Below are 15,738 nucleotides of genomic sequence, written 5' to 3'. Positions count from 1 at the left end.
ACCTGCCTTTCTTTTGGTTCCTCTCGGCTGTTTTGTCACGTTACTCTCCTCAAAGGGGAAGGACAGGACGTAGTACGTCCTTCCCACTTTGGGAGGGTAACGACGTTTCTTCTGTTTATATGTATATATAAACAGCGTAGAAGAAGAATTTACTCAAAATCCTTGGAAGCCCCGTCATTCCTTAAGATACGGCCTTTTTTGAGGATGAATTCGCCGTCCAGTTTTTTGAGTCTTGCGTAGACGGTTTTGTCCGATACATTGAGATAACCCATCATGTCGGAAACCGTCACGTTTCCGTCCATATTGAGTGCCTGATAAGCGTTTCGGAACTCCTCCGCACACGCCTCCGCAGTCTTGGCGTGGCTGTTCTTCATGCGTCCCGCCTCCAGTGTTCCCTGTGCGGGCATCTCACCAAGATTGCCATTCGTGTCCAACCGATGAATGGGATACTCGAACCAGAAGTTCACCGGCTCGATGTTCTCGAATTCACGAAGGCTCGACTCCAAACGCCAAGCCGTAGCGTGACCGTCACGCAGGTTGTTCTTGATGTCTTCCGTGAGTTCCAACTGGATCATGTCAAGCTGGGCATCGGGGTCGCGGGCAAATACGCCGGAGCCGGAAGCCCTGTCCATCGCCCGCTTGTTCCCCTGCGCGCCCTTGCTGTGATGATGGCAGTAAATCGCAGAGCAGCCGGTCTCCGTGCAAATCTTGTCGAACTGGTTGCAGAACTGCCCCATTTCGGATGCGTTGTTTTCATCTCCCGTGATGACCTTGTAGATGGGATCGATAACAATGGCATCCAAATGCTGGTCACGAACACGGCGGACGAGTTTGGGCACAAGCTGGTCTAATGGCACAGCGTGGCCTCTCAAGTTCCAGATGACGATGTTTTCCGATTTGTTTATAGGCAGATGAAGGGCATCGTAAATTTTGAGGAAGCGGGTGATGCAGCTTGCCGGATCAATTTCGAGATTGACATAGAGCACCCGCCCTTGGCGGCAAGTGAACCCCAGCCACGGGATTCCCTCAGCGATGGAGACGCAAAGCTCCATGAGGAGAAACGACTTTCCCGCCTTGGACGATCCGGAAATGAGCATCTTATGCCCGCGCCGCAGGATTCCGTGGATCAACTCTTCGGGGAGCAAAGGTGGATTATCCTTGTACGCCGAGAGTGGGGTCATTGGTGGAAGTTCATCCGTCACGCCCTCCACGAAATCCATCCAGTCCGTCCATGACTTCCTGCCGATGTTCGTTGCGGCGAGGTACTGGCGATTGCCGTTTCGAGTAAGCCCCGGCATCCGGGAAAGCCGTGAGGGATTGCGGTTCTGCTTGTCGATGGGGACGCCCTGATTTTCCATGAAGTCGTAGAGAAAAGCCACGCGCTTTCGGTATTCCTCATAGTCAGCGGCATCCACACGCACTATGGCATGAAGGCTCTTTCCTCCACTATGCACCAGAGCTGCAATCGGCAGTTCCAGCTTGCGAAAGAAGACATCCTGCTCGGCGATGGGAAGCGTATCGGATTCCACCAAAGCATACTTGTACTTGGTGACGTTCTCGTTTTTTACGCCCTCGCCGTCCAGCGGATTGAACCGAATCCAACCGCCCACCTCCGGTTTCCAGTCACCCACGGTTGCTCCGATGTCATCGGCGTGCTTCTTGAGGGATGCGATCAGCTCCCCTGCCGTGCGGTCGTACACGCCCTTACTGGGCAGCCACTTGCCCTCGCCCCCCTGCCATACGTCGCCCGTGACATAGCCCACTCGGTCAGCAGGATCAAACAGCAGAGAGAGATAGTCGATCAAGTCCTGCACGGGATTCCACGCATCGGGCGGCGAAAATCCGTTGAAGCCGTCGTTACCGTCATATTCGATGGTGTCATCCCATGCCATCGCGCCCTCAGCGCAAGGAGTCCAACCGCGCTCTTTTGCCAGCTGCACAATCGTGCCACCCTTGACGGGAGTGGCCGTGCCGCTAAAGCCCGCCCACTTCTTTTCGCATTCGCCGGGATGGTAACGAGGATCTCTCTGACTCCAATCATCCCAGATGGAGCATGGATAACCTTCCTCCTTGAGTGCCATGCCAACCTGAATCCAGTCGGCGCGGTCAACCTCCGCAACGTTGATGTACTTCAAAGCCGACAAGATATTCTTGTCCATGAAAAATCACGTCCTTTCACGGTGTATATACGGACGGCGTCATCCCCTCTGGGGGACGCGCCAATGATTCATCGCCAAGCGGGAGATCAGAGCACTGGCTGCATCGAACTGCCACGTGCCTACGCGCCGAAAGCCGTAACGCTCCAAGCAGCGGATCTGTTTGGGTGTGGCGAGTCCTTCCTCCTGCCGCCGTTTCAGACGGTCGATGAGGAGCGAGGCAAGCCCGGCGTTTCCCACGGTGTCGGGCAGGATGCCGCGATTCTCAAGGAAAGCAAGCTGCTTTTCAGACGGCGGTCCCATTTCCCAAGGGAAGGTCGGTTCGTAGCTTGTGAGATCCTCAGCGGCGATGGAAAGCGCATACTGGATCGGATCTACCAGCTTTTTCTTCTTGCTCCGCATCGCGGCAAGCTCCCTCGCCAATGCTTCCTCCCGTTCACGCAGCACGTCCCGCTCTGCCTCCTCTTCGGCTTCGAGAATGTCCACTTCTTCGTCATTTCGGAGGTTTTCATCCATCATTGCGGCGATGTTCGCGTCCTTGGCAATGAGAGCCGATGGTCTGCAGAGATCGTGACGCTCCGTCAGCCAGAGAAAGTCCAACAGGAGCAAGTTCTCCTTGCCCGGAAAGAGCCGCATGCCGCGTCCCACCATCTGCTGATAGAGGCTCCGCACTTTGGTGGGGCGCAAAATTACGATGCAGTCCACAGCGGGGCAGTCCCAGCCTTCTGTAAGGAGCATGGAGTTGCATAGCACGTCATACATGCCATTCTCGAACTCTGCAAGGATTTTCGAGCGGTCATCACTCATGCCGTTGACTTCCGCTGCCCTCATGCCGACATCATTCAACATCTGGCAGAATTTCTGCGATGTGGCGATGAGCGGCAGGAACACCACGGTCTTTCTGCCCCTGCAGTAACGCGCCATTTCGTTTGCGATCTGGTGAAGATACGGCTCCAACGCGCAGCCGATGTCCGCTGCGCTGTAATCCCCGCCGGAGATACCCGCCTTGCTGATATCCAGCTGCAGGGGAATCATCCGCGCCTTGACGGGAGAGAGATACCCCTCCCGGATGGCGCGGCTCATGGAATACTCGTAAGCCTGTGAGTCAAAAAATGTGCCGAGCGTCTGCTTGTCTCCACGGTCGGGTGTTGCCGTTACGCCGAGGACATTGGCATCCGGAAAATGCGCGAGCACACGCTGATAGCTCTCCGAGAGTGCGTGGTGCGCCTCGTCCACGATGATGTCCTGAAAATAATCCTGCGGAAACATCGAAAGCCGCTTTTCTTGGCAAAGGGACTGCACCGATCCTACTGTCACGGAAAAGAAACTGCCGAGGCTGCGGTTCTCTCCCTGCTCAAATGCTGCATCAAGTCCCGTGAGCATCTTCAGCTTGTCAGCGGCTTGGCTGAGAAGTTCCCCACGATGCGCCATGATGAGGACTCTGTGTCCCAACTTCACTTGATGTTCTGTCACCGAGGAAAACACAATCGTCTTTCCGAGCCCTGTGGAGAGGACGAGGAGTGTCTTGCGACGCCCCTCGCTCCACTCGGACAGGATTGCCTGTTTCGCCTCGACCTGATACGGTCTAAGTTCCACTTGCTTGTCCTCCCATCAGAACGGAATGTCCGCCGGGCTGACGGGAATCCCGCCGAAGTCTGCAGAGTCTTCGACCGGAAAGAACTTCTCGTCATAATCGTAGAAGCGGTCCACATCATTGGTCTGTCTCTCGTTGCCGTCCCGGTCGGTATATTTGCGGGGTCTGAAATGAGCCCGCCCCTTTGCGCCTTCGAGATTGTTCCAGTTCATCGCCAGCCGCTCGCCGTGCTTCTTCCTGCCGATGCACCGAAAGAACGCTGAAATGCGCCACTCCACGAGGCGGTTCAAAATGAGATCGGTGCGGACACTGGCGACGCCCTGCTTCGTTTCCACCTGCAGGGTCAGCGTAGCCTTGTTGCAGGCCTGCATCTTGGCGCTCCCCGGAAAACGCCCCCGCTCAAAAGCGGACACCACGAAGTTGTAATCCCCCTCGGGCAGGAGGATGAATTCCTGACCATCGCTTTCGATGGTGTCAGTCCAATCCATACCCACGTTGTTGTTGACAAATTCTGCCATGATGTATTTCCTCCCTTAAACAACAGCCTTACGATTCTGCTGAATGATGTCAAAAATCTGATCCCAGTAACGGATGACGTAGCCATACAAAAACTCGTCGGGATAGTCGTCAATCGGGGTCTCCACTGAGTATTTCCCACGGGCGGCGACCACCTGCCGCACCTCCTCCTCGGTGACGCCCTTCTCTTTCAAAATGCTGCGGAACACATCGGCAGCGCTTTCTTCCTCCGGCAGGTTCTGCTGCTGCGGTGCCGGTGCTTCCTGCTTTGTCGTCTGCGTGACGGTTGTGGCTGCCGGAGTCTGCCCCCGCGAGAAAATATGGGCGATGTGTTTGTAGTCCAGATCCAAGACTTCCGGCAGCGGCACACGGCTCTTTGCGTCCCATGCGGGATGATGGGACGTGTACATGACACGCTTGCCGCCCTGTGCCTTCTGCGTGTTGTTCTCCGAGGTGACCACAAAGGTCTGGTAGTTGCAAAAGAGCAGAATGTCGCACCACTCCTTGAGAAGCGGCGCTACCTGCTTGCTGAGTTTCATCTCCCAGCGGTCGTATGCGCCCATCTCGTCCGGCTGTTCAAACTTCCGCATCTTGGCATGTGCCGTGACCACCACATGGATCCCAGAAGTCAGAACCATATCCAATGCGACGAGAAGCCGCGAAAACTCCTCGCCCAAATAGGTATAGCCCTTGCCGTAGCCGAAAGACTCGATGGAGTTCTGCTTGTACTTTGTGCAGAGGTAGCTAACGATCAACTGCTCTGCCCAATCGGCGGTATCCAGCACCAGTGTCCTGCACAAATCCTTGGTCGCTGCCACTTCTTTGACCACGGAGATCATTTCCTCCCACGACTGCGGTTTCTCAATGCGGCGCACATCCATGTGCGCTGTTCCACCCTCGGTGTCGATGAAGAGCGGATCGGGGAATTTGGCGGCAATACCGGATTTGCCGATTCCCTCAGACCCGTAGATGACCACCTTTTGGGCGCGGTCAATTTTCCCTTTCGTAATGTTCAGCATGATCTATTTCCTCCCTACTTGATCCGAAGGCTCCGTCCTCTCGGCTCCAAACGTGCGCCGGGGACTTCCTCGCCGCCGCTTAATGCCTCATAGAGAGCCTCGCGATTCACTTCCTTATGCGCCGGCACAGTGACGAGGTATGCCTCCGGGATAAGAGCGGCATCGTCAATCTTGAGGGGCTGTTTGCCGCCGTTCTTCTGAACGCTCATGACACCGTACCTCGTGGGAACTTTGGATTTCCCCATCGCATCGAGGTTCTGCCGATACCACTCCTTGATGCGTTTGATGCGGTTCTCTAAAATCTGCCGCTGCGCTTCAAAGCGTTTCTCTTCCTTTCGGTATGCCTCCGCATACGCTTCCAACGATTTGATGAGCGCGATGCCGCCCGCGCATTTCTCCTCAAGGGCGCACTCGATGGACTGCAGCCCCTCTTCCAAAAGTTCCAAGTCCATCGTTTCATCTAAGACGAGGTCAAAGAGTGCATTGAAGCCTGCGGCAAGCTCATAAAGCGGTCGTGCCGGCATAAGCATTCTCCTTTCTCTTCTCGAAGATGGCTACCTCGTCCACGGAGTCTCCCGGCACGATCACCGTGAGCTTCACGGGACAGCCAAGGAAGAAGCGAAGCAGACGCTCCCGCACCGTGAGCCGACGGCAAGCCACGATCCCACCATTGGTACGTTCCTTGGAGACCTTGATGTTGAGTGTGTGATTCATCTCGATTCATCCTTTCCAAAGGGCGGTTTGATGTTGCCCTTCACCTAAGAGCCACGGGTAACGCAAAACTTCATGGTTTTCAGAGAAAAATTTTTCCATCGGGCAAGAATTTCTTGAGCCGCTGATAGATGCGCCGCATCCGCTCCGATATGGTGCTTTCCAATACACCCTCCTGACGTGCAATCTCCGACTGGCGCACACCTTCCCAAAACACGCGCCGCAGAAGTTCCCGCTGCTGAGGACGAAGCTGCGCGATGGCGTGATGAAGCTCCGAATAATCCGCGCCGAGCAAAGCCGTTGGCACATCGGGCATGGCATCCGCTCTCCGGCGGTCAAGATCATCGGCAGACAAGTGGATATGGCGACGCGTCTCGGTGCGATTCCTACGGAAAGTCGGAGCATTGACCTCGGCATCCAAAATCTCCTGTGCCGTGCGCCGCTGAACTGCGTTCTTGTCCTCGGCGGCATTCAGCCTCTCCTGATAGTCCGCCTCTACCATGACGGTGCATTCCTCCTCGGGAACTTCCAAAACAGTCGGATGGATCTTGTCTTCGTAATACAGAGCAATTTTCATGGTCGTGTCCTTTCCGCCTTGGATGCGGGCGGCAGGAACACAAAAGGCCGATACACGCGATGTACACCGGCCTCTTTCGCTTGAAGATGGGCGCAAAAAGTCACGGTGGAAACACCGAAGTGCCAATACTGCTTGTGCAGTTCGTCTCTTCGTGCGTTCCCGCCGCCTCTAATGGCCATCTCAAGGCATTGAGAAATTTACAAGATTTTCGATTACGGCTTGTGAATGTTCACATTCACATAAATTCCATTAACAAAAATGTAGATTTTTCCCCCTCACTGCTGATATAATAGAAACTGTGTTTTATCTGCGATGATGTTCTCTCACCATCCGGGTAAAGCATACCAAATCCGCTCCCTCGAAAATTGGACTCCGGTGGACGGGAGCGGACAGACTCTGTCCACTTTTCGCGAAGGGGGAGTTTTGTGTTAACCATCAGTCTGTTTTTACAGATCATGAGAAAGTACGTTGGTGCGGAGAACAAATCAATACCGAGTTTCTGCGCCTACTTCTTCGCCCTCTTTATGAAGGAACCGATCTCTTCTCGCGAGGTTGGTCTGGACGATGATGACAAGTACTACCCTTTCGGCAAGGAATCTGAGAAAAGTGCCGCCTACAAAATGTACAAGGGAAAGAGAGACATCCCGGAATCTGTCCTGCGGGCGGTTCATGCCAATCTCGACAAGAGCCGCTTCTTGGAAGCAGCTGCGGATATCCCCTTCGATGCCCGCAAAAATCTGTGCACCGACCTCTCTCAATACGGGGTAGATTGCACCACAGACAATGTAGACGAGACGTGCGCCGAGATTTTCTGCAGCATCATCAAAGCGGAACTGCAAAAACTCCCCGGCGCCCAAATTGATCTCTTTGAAGGAAGGAATGAAGTCGGCGAGGTTGTTCCCGCCGTGCCGATTCACCCCTCCCGATTTGCGAATGGCTCGGTCTATCTGCTCAGCGGCGAGATCATCAAACTGCATCCTGCCCTAATGCCTCACGAGGACATCAACGACGCCACGCTCCCGTATATCAATGCACTCTGCGAGGTGTATTCGGAGCGTCTCGAAAGAGAAGTCACCCCCGATACCGCAGGAGAATTGCCGGAGAATCTGCAGCAGCATTTAAAGCGGCAGAGAGAGGCATATTTCGATGCCAAAAGCATCCAGCACAGCGTAAGGGATGCCTTCGTAGACGGAGAGCACCAATTTGACGCGCTGAAGGATGACGCCTATGACGGCATCGAGATGGTGTATTTTGACGAGAATCATGAGACTGGTTACGTCCGCCTGCAGGAAGTATTGAAGAAAATCACCAGCACAGAACTTGCCAAGTCGAACCTCGTCAATATCAAGGGCTTCATCTCGAACAGAACACGGAAGGGCGTCTGCCATATCTTGGTAGATGACGAGCGAATCAAATCGTGGGTGAACATCGATGCCTAAACTGTTCAATACGTCCTTTGAGGTGTCACTTCGCATTTTGCTCATCCTCTCTGCCGTAAAGCCGCGTTCCATAACCATTGACCGCATCGCGGCGTATGACCTTATGACAGTCTATGGACGGGATTTCGGTATGGCAGAACAAAACCTGCACGGCGAAAACCAGTTCAGTTTTAGTGAACTCCCCGCCAAGCGGGAGCAGTTAAACGGCGCACTGAGATCCCTTGTGCTGGACGGCTTTATCTCTGTAGCCCCCTCCCCCGGAGGATTCTTGTTCGGACTGAATGAGCGCGGCCGTGAGTTCGTGAAATCCATGCAGTCCGAATACGCTGCAGCATATATGGAGACAGTAAAAAAGACACACCGAATGCTTGGAAAAACATCCGATGCGTCTTTGCTTTCAAAGATTACGCGACAGGCGATGGACGCGCTAAAGAGGAGATAAATGGATGGCCGGAATATATTTTAGCCGTGTCACGGCAAGAGGCATAGGCAAGCGCGACTCTTTCGTGGATTTCACCCCCGGTCTGAACATCATCTGTGGGCGGTCGAATACCGGGAAGACCGCCGTTGCTCGGTGTATTGATTTTGCTCTTGGCAAAATGGGTGACTTCCCCATAGACGAGACTTTTGGTTATGACGAAGTGGAACTTCTGGTGCAGGCTGCCGATGGCACGATCAGTATCACGCGTAAATTTCACAAGGATCAAGTGGACGTGATAACCAACATCCCCGGCATGATGAGTGACAAATACAATCTGAAATACAGTCAGAGTCAAAGAAACGGCTTGCCTGTGCTGAGTGACCTGCTTTTGAGCGCAATGGGGATTCCCGTCCCCTGCATGGTGATCAAGAACATCGATTTCAAGCGGGCACCACTGACACTCCGAACCTTCCTCCACATGCTGCTCTTTCTCAACAATGACATCGGCAAGGTAGAATCCGTGTTGGAGCCGAAGGAAAGCATTCAAAAGACCGTCTTTCTCTCTTCCCTGCTGTTTTTGATGACCGGCTCCAATTTTCCCGAGCACGATGAGCAGACCAAGAAGGAAATCCGAATCGCAGAGCGAAATGCCATTTTAAGATATGTGAACAGGCAGATCAGCAACATCTCTGAGAAGAAGAAGGTGCTGCAAAAACAGATGACGGCGTTTCAGGGCATTGATGTGGAGCAGCAGATGACCGCCCTCATTGCAGGGATTGAGCAGACGGAATCTGCGATCTCTGCAGCTCTCTCCCGCCGACAGGAACTGGTGCAAGAAATCAGCGAACTGCAGGAGAAAATGACTGAGGCGGAACTGATGAAGTCCCGGTACACCGCCCTCAAGAGCCAGTACACAGCCGACATCAAGAGACTGACCTTTATTGCCGACGGCGAGATGAGTCGGAGCGTTCACGATAAGAACACCGTCTGCCCCTTTTGCGAAAGTCATTTCACGCCCAAGGATGATGAAACCTACATCGAATCTGCCCGTGGAGAACTGTCCCGCATATTGGCTCAGATGAATGATTTGACGAAAGCAGAACAGTCGCTCGCCGAGGAAATGAACTGGATGTCAGAGGAGATGGCAAAACTCGATGCCGAGAAGGACAGCATCGAGTGCCACATTCAGCAGGAGCTGCGTCCTAAAGCAGAGGCGATGCGCAAATCACTCGCAGACTACAAAAACTTCCTGCAATTAAAGCGCGAGATGAGCGTAATCGACGATTTTGCAGTCGGCTGGGAGGCAGATTTAAGGAATCCTCCGGTCGAGCCGGAATCTGCGTTGCAATATCATCCCAGAGAGCATTTTGATGACGATTTCAAAAGACTCATCAACCAATATTACAAGGACATCCTTCGTGAATGCAATTATTCGACAGAGCCTATTGTTGCCAATTTCAACATCTCCGATTTTGATATAGAGATTAATGGGCATAAAAAATCTACCCATGAAGGGCAGGGATATACGTCCTTTGTCAACAGCGTAACTGCACTCACCTTCCGTCACTATCTTGCCCACCATGGCAAGTATTACCCGGGCTTCCTCATCATTGACACGCCCCTTCTTGGTCTTGACCAAGGCGTAGCGGATTCTGCGCCGGAAAGTATGTGTTCCGGACTCTTTCGCTATTTCATGAACCACCAAGAGGAGGGGCAGCTGATTATCATTGAGAATTCCAAGAATCTGCCGGATTTGGACTATGAGGCAGCAGGAGCCAATGTCATCACCTTCACCAAGGGGCTGACGGAAGGCCGTCCCGGTTTTCTTCATGGCGTAGAGTAAGCGGAGACGGATATGCGAATCACTTATAACAGGCTGTGGAAGCTCCTGATCGACAAAGGCATGAATCGGCAGGATCTCAGGCGTATAACGGGCATCAGCCCCGCCTCCATCGCCAAGCTGGGCAAGGGAGAGAATATCACCACAGACATTCTTCTGAAGATATGTGTGGCGCTCGATTGCAATATTGAAGATATTATGGAGTCCGTGAAGGAGTAGGCTCATGCAGGATTTGATCACTCTCGATATGAACACTCCCTCCATCCAATATCTATGCCGTAAGGATAAGCAGCCGGCAAAGGTCACAGCAATAGTCGGTCGGTGCATGAGATGATTGAACAGATGCTTTTCATGAAGGTCAGTCAAAAGATATATGCACGATTGGAGGATTTGTGCGATGGAGATATTTCCCCCAGTAAAATAGAGATGCTTTCGGATGAGAAAATCGGATCTATCGGCACATCAAAACCGAAAGTGTCCTATATTCGAAATCTCACCAATGCTATCATCACTGGAGATGTAAACCTTGATGATTTAGCGCATAAATTTGATGCTGAGGTTATGGCTGCACTCACAAAAATCCGTGGTATCGGCAGTTGGACGGCAAAATGTATCTGATTTTCGGGCTGAATCGCCTGGATATCCTTCCTTTTGGAGATGGTGTATTTTTGCAAGTCTATCGGTGGATGTACAAGACGGATGACACGAGCCGAAAAGCCGTGGAACAGAAATGCCAGAAATGGAAGCCGTATTCGGCCATCACGGCGAGATTTCTCTATTGAGCTTTAGCGGCCGGGTTTACAAAATCAGAGTTTCATTTATTCAACCAAGAAGGGAGCAATTACCATGACCCAAAAAAAACGATTACCAAAACTTCCACAGCTTCTCGAAAGAAAAATTAGTAAAACGGGTCAGACCCGTGGAGCAGACGATGATGTCATTTATCAAAATCGTGTAGGGCGAAATAATACCGTCTTGATTCCGTTTCATCAATGGATACAAGACGGTAATTTGAGAAAACTTGCAAGAGAGAACATATTTGAAAAAGGATATATCGTTCTGATTCCCCCTTCGGAGTATTTTTCGTGGGAAGATCCCCAAAAAACGCTTTTCGAGAATGCTCTCGTTCTCGGAAATAACGCTCTTATCTTTTACGAAACGAGAAGTGACTGGGACTCTCACAGTCCAGAGATGCTCAAATGGAAAGCCGCCAATTGTAGGCAAGCGCCTCTTGGTGGCGAATATGTAGCACGAGTACCGGCAACTACAGCAAATGATGCCGAAAAAGCAAAGAAAATAAACCTTGGATATGCCTCTCAATCCCCCAAAGGTGCAGGGATTCGTCTGTATGAATATGCCAATCAAGCCACTATTGCTGCTTGCCGTCAGCAACTTGAGGCAGAATACTGGCTCTGTTATGATGCCGTAGAAGTAGCATCCGAAAACGGAATGACAAAAGAGGATGCACTCTCCCGAAAAGAACGAATACTTAAGTTGTGCGAAGAACAAGGTCTTCTTGATTACGGAAGATTAATGGAAATGCGTATCATCAACAGCCAACGGCACACGATTTGCCCTTTATGCCTAAAAGAACTTTCTGGCCGTGAATTTCTCAATCGTGTGAAGCAACCTGAGGGAAGAGAAGTCCCAGATCTAACCGTTACACAAGTTAATCTTTTCCATATTGATGAACTGAAGTTCGGTGCATTTAACCATAAGCCATATAATCTGGGCTGGGGGCATCATTTCTGTAATGTAGTTGTCAAAGATTCGGGAATAGCTCAAACATTAACATGGATGCAATCAGTACTGAAGACCAATAAAAAAGCAGGGTTTATCGATCAGGATTAATCTCTGTCATTAAACAAACGAGTACACAATATGTAGTGCCCCCCAAAAGCTAGATTTTCTAAGTCTAACTTTTTGGGGGGCAGGTTGTTACTGAGCTCTCGTTAATAATTCATTCCCGAAGAAATATTCTCCTCTCAGCTTATTTGATGCATAGTTGCACCACTTGGGGTCGATCTCCATGAGTATGCTCAGTCTCTTTAAACGTGTTGCTGCAACCCCTGTGGAGCCGGAACCAGAGAAACAGTCCAGAACGATGTCCCCCTCAAATGTAGTCGCACTAATTGCGTGTTCTAGTAAGTCAATCGGTTTTTCGGCAGGATGTTTACCTCTATACTGCCGTACATTTTCAAATGTCCATACATCGGTAAACTCGACATCCTTACAGACATTAAAGGGACGTATTATATCCTCATAATCAGGTATACCATTTACTCCCGCCCCTGTTAATGCGTCTTTTAATCTATCATATTGCGCTTTGCTCGGAATATTTCTGCCTACTTCCCAATTCGCCACTGCTCCACCGTGATTTATCTTCCCGTAAGATTTAGTTATCTCAGCCAACTCTTTCATGGACATCTTTGCCGTTTTACGCCATTTTGTAAGCTGGCTACCAAAATAACTCTTGAAAAGATTTCCATCCTCTGCCCCCTCAAGAAACAGTATTTTCTCCGAATGCGGATACCACTGACGCAAAGACTCTTTTTTCATTTTTTGTTTCCAACCGTCATACCCTGGAGCATTAGGTTTTGTCCACGTTATTTCCGAAAGTATATTAAAATAGTCCGAGAACATCATCTGCAATTGTGCAGACATCGTTGAGGAACAAAAGCAAAAAATGCTACCATTATACTTTAATACCCTTTTCCACTCGATTGCAAATTGACGCATCCAGTCAATGTAATCTTCGTCTTTTGAAAAACTCGTATCGCCTATAATGTTCTTTTTCCTGGTTGAATGATATGGAGGATCAGTCAATATCAGCGCAATGCTATGGTCTGGAATTTGTCTTAGCAACTCTAAGGAATCACCACATATTATAACGGAGTCATCAATTCCAAAATCAGTCTCTTTAAATTTTGTCTTTATGTCGTTAAATACACCTAATGTGTCCATATTTCCCCTCACAAATTATCTATCCCTTAATCTATTGCACTTTTTCCGCTCTTGACCCATTCGTCCAGCTCGGATAACTTAAACTTCCAGAGTTTACCAATTTTGTGGGCTGGAATCCCCGTTTTCTTCTTTATCCAATCACGCACAGTTATGGGACGAACACCCAAATGTATGGCTGCTTGTTCTAATCCTATCCAATTCTCGCTGACTTGCTCTTCCGTGCTCATGTTACACCTCCTAACGAGCCAATAAACATCTACCGACTACAAGAATAGCAAACTTTTTTTGAAATATCAACGGTTTTTATCTGTCTTCATATATTTGATGATGTTTTATTATGCTTAAATATGTTTTTTATTATCTTAACAATTGACATACTAGCTTAACGATTCCCCCCAGCAATCGTTAATAGGGTATTCATCGTTAATAGAGTATGTCCCCGACAACTCCGACGCCATCGAGTTTCGGGCAAAAGAAAAGACTGCCTAGGAGCAGCAGTATCGTGAACCCCTATATCCCAAGCGGTCTGACGGATTGGACCCCATCGTTGCATTGTATCAAATCGGAGCGTAAGACATCTCCGCGCGTGTCGAACGTCCATATGTTCTCTTTTTCGAAGTAAATCTCTACACCGTTTTCCTTGAGCTTACGGACATTCTGCAGAGAATCCACGGTGTTTCTCGCGAAACGGCTGACGGACTTTGTGATGATGAGGTCGATCTTGCCGGCAAGGGCATCCTCGATCATCTGGTTGAAGCCGTCACGCTTCTTTGTGTTGGTGCCGCTGATGCCCTCGTCCGAATACATACCGACGAAATCCCAGTCTGCACGGCTCTCGATGTAGTTCTTGTAATGCGCCATCTGCATTTCGTAACTGGAAGCCTGTTCTTCATGATCGGTCGAAACTCTGGCATATCCTGCCGTCCTGCGCCGTCTTGGTTCTGCCGTAACTTCCGACCGAAACACTCTGGGAGTTGCAGGAATCATCCGCACTGTCTTTGCCATCGGTATGCGCCTCCTTCTTTCAAATGGAAAATCACTGTATCATCGGATATGGTGATCCGCTCGACGTTCTGCACAATCTTGCCCTCGTAGCCATTGCCAAAGAAGGATGCCGCAGCTTCCCTCAGCTCGGATTCGGGCAGCCGTTTCAGTCGGCATTTTGTGCGCGGCTGACTGCAAGACCACACCTTAGTTCCCTTCATCCATGTATCCCGCTCACACTTGCTGCCGCAGGAAGTACAGTAGACTTTGTTCGTAAAGGGATTACTGCCGCGTTGCCCGTTATAGATGCGGGCAATCTTTTTTATGCGTCCGTTGACAAGATGGAAGTCGATTCGATCACCGTGAATGACAATCTTGGACACCTTGCGCCTGAGTTCCGCAGTATCGAAATCATCCTTCTCCATGACGGTTCTAACCGCAGCCACAAGCTCCTCTTCCTTGATCGGACGGCTGTCACAGGATTCCCTACCTTTCCGCTCCCTTGTGTTGCAACCCCATCGCCTGTACTTCCCGGCAGTTCTTCTGCTGAAGCCGCCGCCGCAACATCCGCATTTCACCATTCCGGAAAACGGAAGAAGAACAGGATTCCGATTGCTAGACTGCGCGGCTCTCCGTTTCCGTATCTCTTGTGCCTTGTCGAAATCTACCTTTGACACCAGAGGCTCGAACACTCCATCCACGAGATAAAGAGGCAATTCTCCCTTATTCCGTTTGCGGATATGCCCCCCACTGATGTAGTTCTTCTGCAGCGCCATTGTGCCCGTGTAGGAGATGTTGGAGAGGATGTCCTTTACCGTGGTCTGCTCTATTGGTCTCCCCTGCCGTCCTGTGATTCCGCGCCCCGCAAGTGTATTGGCGATGGCGTAGGCAGATTCTCCGGCAAGGTATCTCCGGAATATCTCCTTGACGATCTTGCCCTCAGCAGGGATAATGCGAAACATCTCACCGTCCCATTGGTAGCCGTACGGTGCTTTATGCCCGTTCGGAATCCCCTGTGCGAATCGTCTCCGTACGCCCCACCGAATGTTGTCGCCGATGCTTCTGCTCTCTTCCTGCGCAAAGGATGCGAGCAGCGTCAAGAGCAGCTCTCCGTCTTCGGATGTGGAATCAATGTTCTCACGCTCGAAGCGGACGGCAATCCCCTTCTCTTTCAACTGTCGAACGGTATGAAGGCAATCTACGGTGTCACGGGCAAAACGGCTGATACTTTTAACAAGCACCAAATCAATCTTCCCAGCGTTGCAGTCCGCGATCAGCCGCTTGAACTCATCTCTGTGTGTAGTGCTTGTCCCTGTGATTCCTTCGTCTGCGTACACGCCGGCATATTCCCATGCGGGGTTCTTTTGGATGAGTGTACTGTAGTAACTGACCTGCGCCGCAAGGGAGTGGTGAAGCGTGTCCACAGAGACGCGGGCGTAGGCAGCCACACGCAGCTTTTTCTGCAATATAGGGCTTGGTTGAACTCTTCGTATCTTCATGGTGCTCCCTCCTTTCCA

General features: G+C 51.0%; 16 protein-coding genes and 1 pseudogene. 6 read left to right on the top strand and 11 right to left on the bottom strand.

The window, feature by feature from the left end; translation table 11 throughout:
- Positions 1-149: 149 nt before the first annotated feature.
- From H1B31_RS08325 to H1B31_RS08295, 7 genes are all read right to left on the bottom strand, one after another.
- Positions 150-2,159, bottom strand: coding sequence for an AAA family ATPase (locus H1B31_RS08325; RefSeq protein ID WP_185979973.1), 2,010 nt, complete (start codon positions 2,157-2,159; stop codon positions 150-152).
- Positions 2,160-2,198: 39 nt separating this feature from the next.
- Positions 2,199-3,752, bottom strand: a complete 1,554-nt coding sequence (locus tag H1B31_RS08320) for a DEAD/DEAH box helicase (protein WP_185979972.1) — start codon at positions 3,750-3,752, stop codon at positions 2,199-2,201.
- Between the two features lie 15 nt (positions 3,753-3,767).
- Positions 3,768-4,268 (bottom strand): hypothetical protein, encoded by a 501-nt coding sequence (locus H1B31_RS08315; RefSeq protein ID WP_185979971.1) that lies wholly within the window; start codon positions 4,266-4,268, stop codon positions 3,768-3,770.
- 15 nt (positions 4,269-4,283) lie between these two features.
- Positions 4,284-5,285 (bottom strand): ATP-binding protein, encoded by a 1,002-nt coding sequence (locus H1B31_RS08310; RefSeq protein WP_185979970.1) that lies wholly within the window; start codon positions 5,283-5,285, stop codon positions 4,284-4,286.
- A 14-nt stretch (positions 5,286-5,299) separates the two neighbouring features.
- A complete protein-coding gene (locus tag H1B31_RS08305) occupies positions 5,300-5,809 on the bottom strand; it encodes a siphovirus Gp157 family protein (protein WP_185979969.1) in 510 nt (169 codons plus the stop codon).
- Positions 5,787-5,999: a hypothetical protein gene (locus H1B31_RS08300; protein WP_185979968.1), complete on the bottom strand. Its 213-nt coding sequence runs from the start codon at positions 5,997-5,999 to the stop codon at positions 5,787-5,789. Before H1B31_RS08300 ends, H1B31_RS08305 begins: the two co-directional genes overlap by 23 nt.
- A gap of 79 nt (positions 6,000-6,078) precedes the next feature.
- Positions 6,079-6,573 carry an RNA polymerase sigma factor gene (locus H1B31_RS08295; RefSeq protein ID WP_185979967.1) on the bottom strand — a complete coding sequence of 165 codons (495 nt, stop codon included), beginning with the start codon at positions 6,571-6,573 and terminating at the stop codon, positions 6,079-6,081.
- Between the two features lie 425 nt (positions 6,574-6,998).
- Between H1B31_RS08295 and H1B31_RS08290 the strand changes: the two genes are divergently transcribed.
- From H1B31_RS08290 to H1B31_RS08265, 6 genes are all read left to right on the top strand, one after another.
- The gene (locus tag H1B31_RS08290; protein ID WP_185979966.1) at positions 6,999-8,012 is read left to right on the top strand and encodes an ABC-three component system protein; all 1,014 of its coding nucleotides are present in this window, start codon (positions 6,999-7,001) and stop codon (positions 8,010-8,012) included.
- Positions 8,005-8,454 (top strand): ABC-three component system middle component 2, encoded by a 450-nt coding sequence (locus H1B31_RS08285; RefSeq protein WP_318842486.1) that lies wholly within the window; start codon positions 8,005-8,007, stop codon positions 8,452-8,454. Before H1B31_RS08290 ends, H1B31_RS08285 begins: the two co-directional genes overlap by 8 nt.
- 4 nt (positions 8,455-8,458) lie before the next feature.
- Complete coding sequence (locus H1B31_RS08280; protein WP_185979964.1) at positions 8,459-10,276, top strand: AAA family ATPase; 1,818 nt, start codon at positions 8,459-8,461, stop codon at positions 10,274-10,276.
- Between the two features lie 12 nt (positions 10,277-10,288).
- A complete protein-coding gene (locus H1B31_RS08275) occupies positions 10,289-10,492 on the top strand; it encodes a helix-turn-helix domain-containing protein (RefSeq protein ID WP_069180671.1) in 204 nt (67 codons plus the stop codon).
- Between the two features lie 111 nt (positions 10,493-10,603).
- Complete coding sequence (locus H1B31_RS11300) at positions 10,604-10,891, top strand: DNA glycosylase family protein (protein ID WP_221933437.1); 288 nt, start codon at positions 10,604-10,606, stop codon at positions 10,889-10,891.
- Positions 10,892-11,119: 228 nt separating this feature from the next.
- On the top strand, positions 11,120-12,124 hold the full coding sequence (locus tag H1B31_RS08265) for a BstXI family restriction endonuclease (RefSeq protein WP_185979963.1): 1,005 nt from the start codon (positions 11,120-11,122) through the stop codon (positions 12,122-12,124).
- A gap of 87 nt (positions 12,125-12,211) precedes the next feature.
- Here H1B31_RS08265 and H1B31_RS08260 read toward each other — a convergent pair whose 3' ends face one another.
- The 4 genes and pseudogenes from H1B31_RS08260 to H1B31_RS08245 all read right to left on the bottom strand — a co-directional run bounded on the left by H1B31_RS08260 (position 12,212) and on the right by H1B31_RS08245 (position 15,720).
- The gene (locus H1B31_RS08260; protein ID WP_185979962.1) at positions 12,212-13,237 is read right to left on the bottom strand and encodes a DNA-methyltransferase; all 1,026 of its coding nucleotides are present in this window, start codon (positions 13,235-13,237) and stop codon (positions 12,212-12,214) included.
- Positions 13,238-13,263: 26 nt separating this feature from the next.
- Positions 13,264-13,464, bottom strand: a complete 201-nt coding sequence (locus H1B31_RS08255; RefSeq protein WP_185979961.1) for a helix-turn-helix domain-containing protein — start codon at positions 13,462-13,464, stop codon at positions 13,264-13,266.
- Positions 13,465-13,807: 343 nt separating this feature from the next.
- Positions 13,808-14,242: pseudogene (locus H1B31_RS08250) on the bottom strand (recombinase family protein); the annotation flags it as partial.
- Positions 14,221-15,720, bottom strand: a complete 1,500-nt coding sequence (locus tag H1B31_RS08245; protein ID WP_185979960.1) for a recombinase family protein — start codon at positions 15,718-15,720, stop codon at positions 14,221-14,223. The pseudogene H1B31_RS08250 and the gene H1B31_RS08245, both read right to left, overlap by 22 nt.
- Positions 15,721-15,738: the final 18 nt, after the last annotated feature.

Source organism: Selenomonas timonae (genome assembly GCF_014250475.1).
GTDB classification, from domain to species: Bacteria; Bacillota; Negativicutes; order Selenomonadales; family Selenomonadaceae; genus Centipeda; species Centipeda timonae.
Note: the sequence above shows the minus strand (reverse complement) of the source record. Positions and strands in the feature narration are given on the sequence as shown.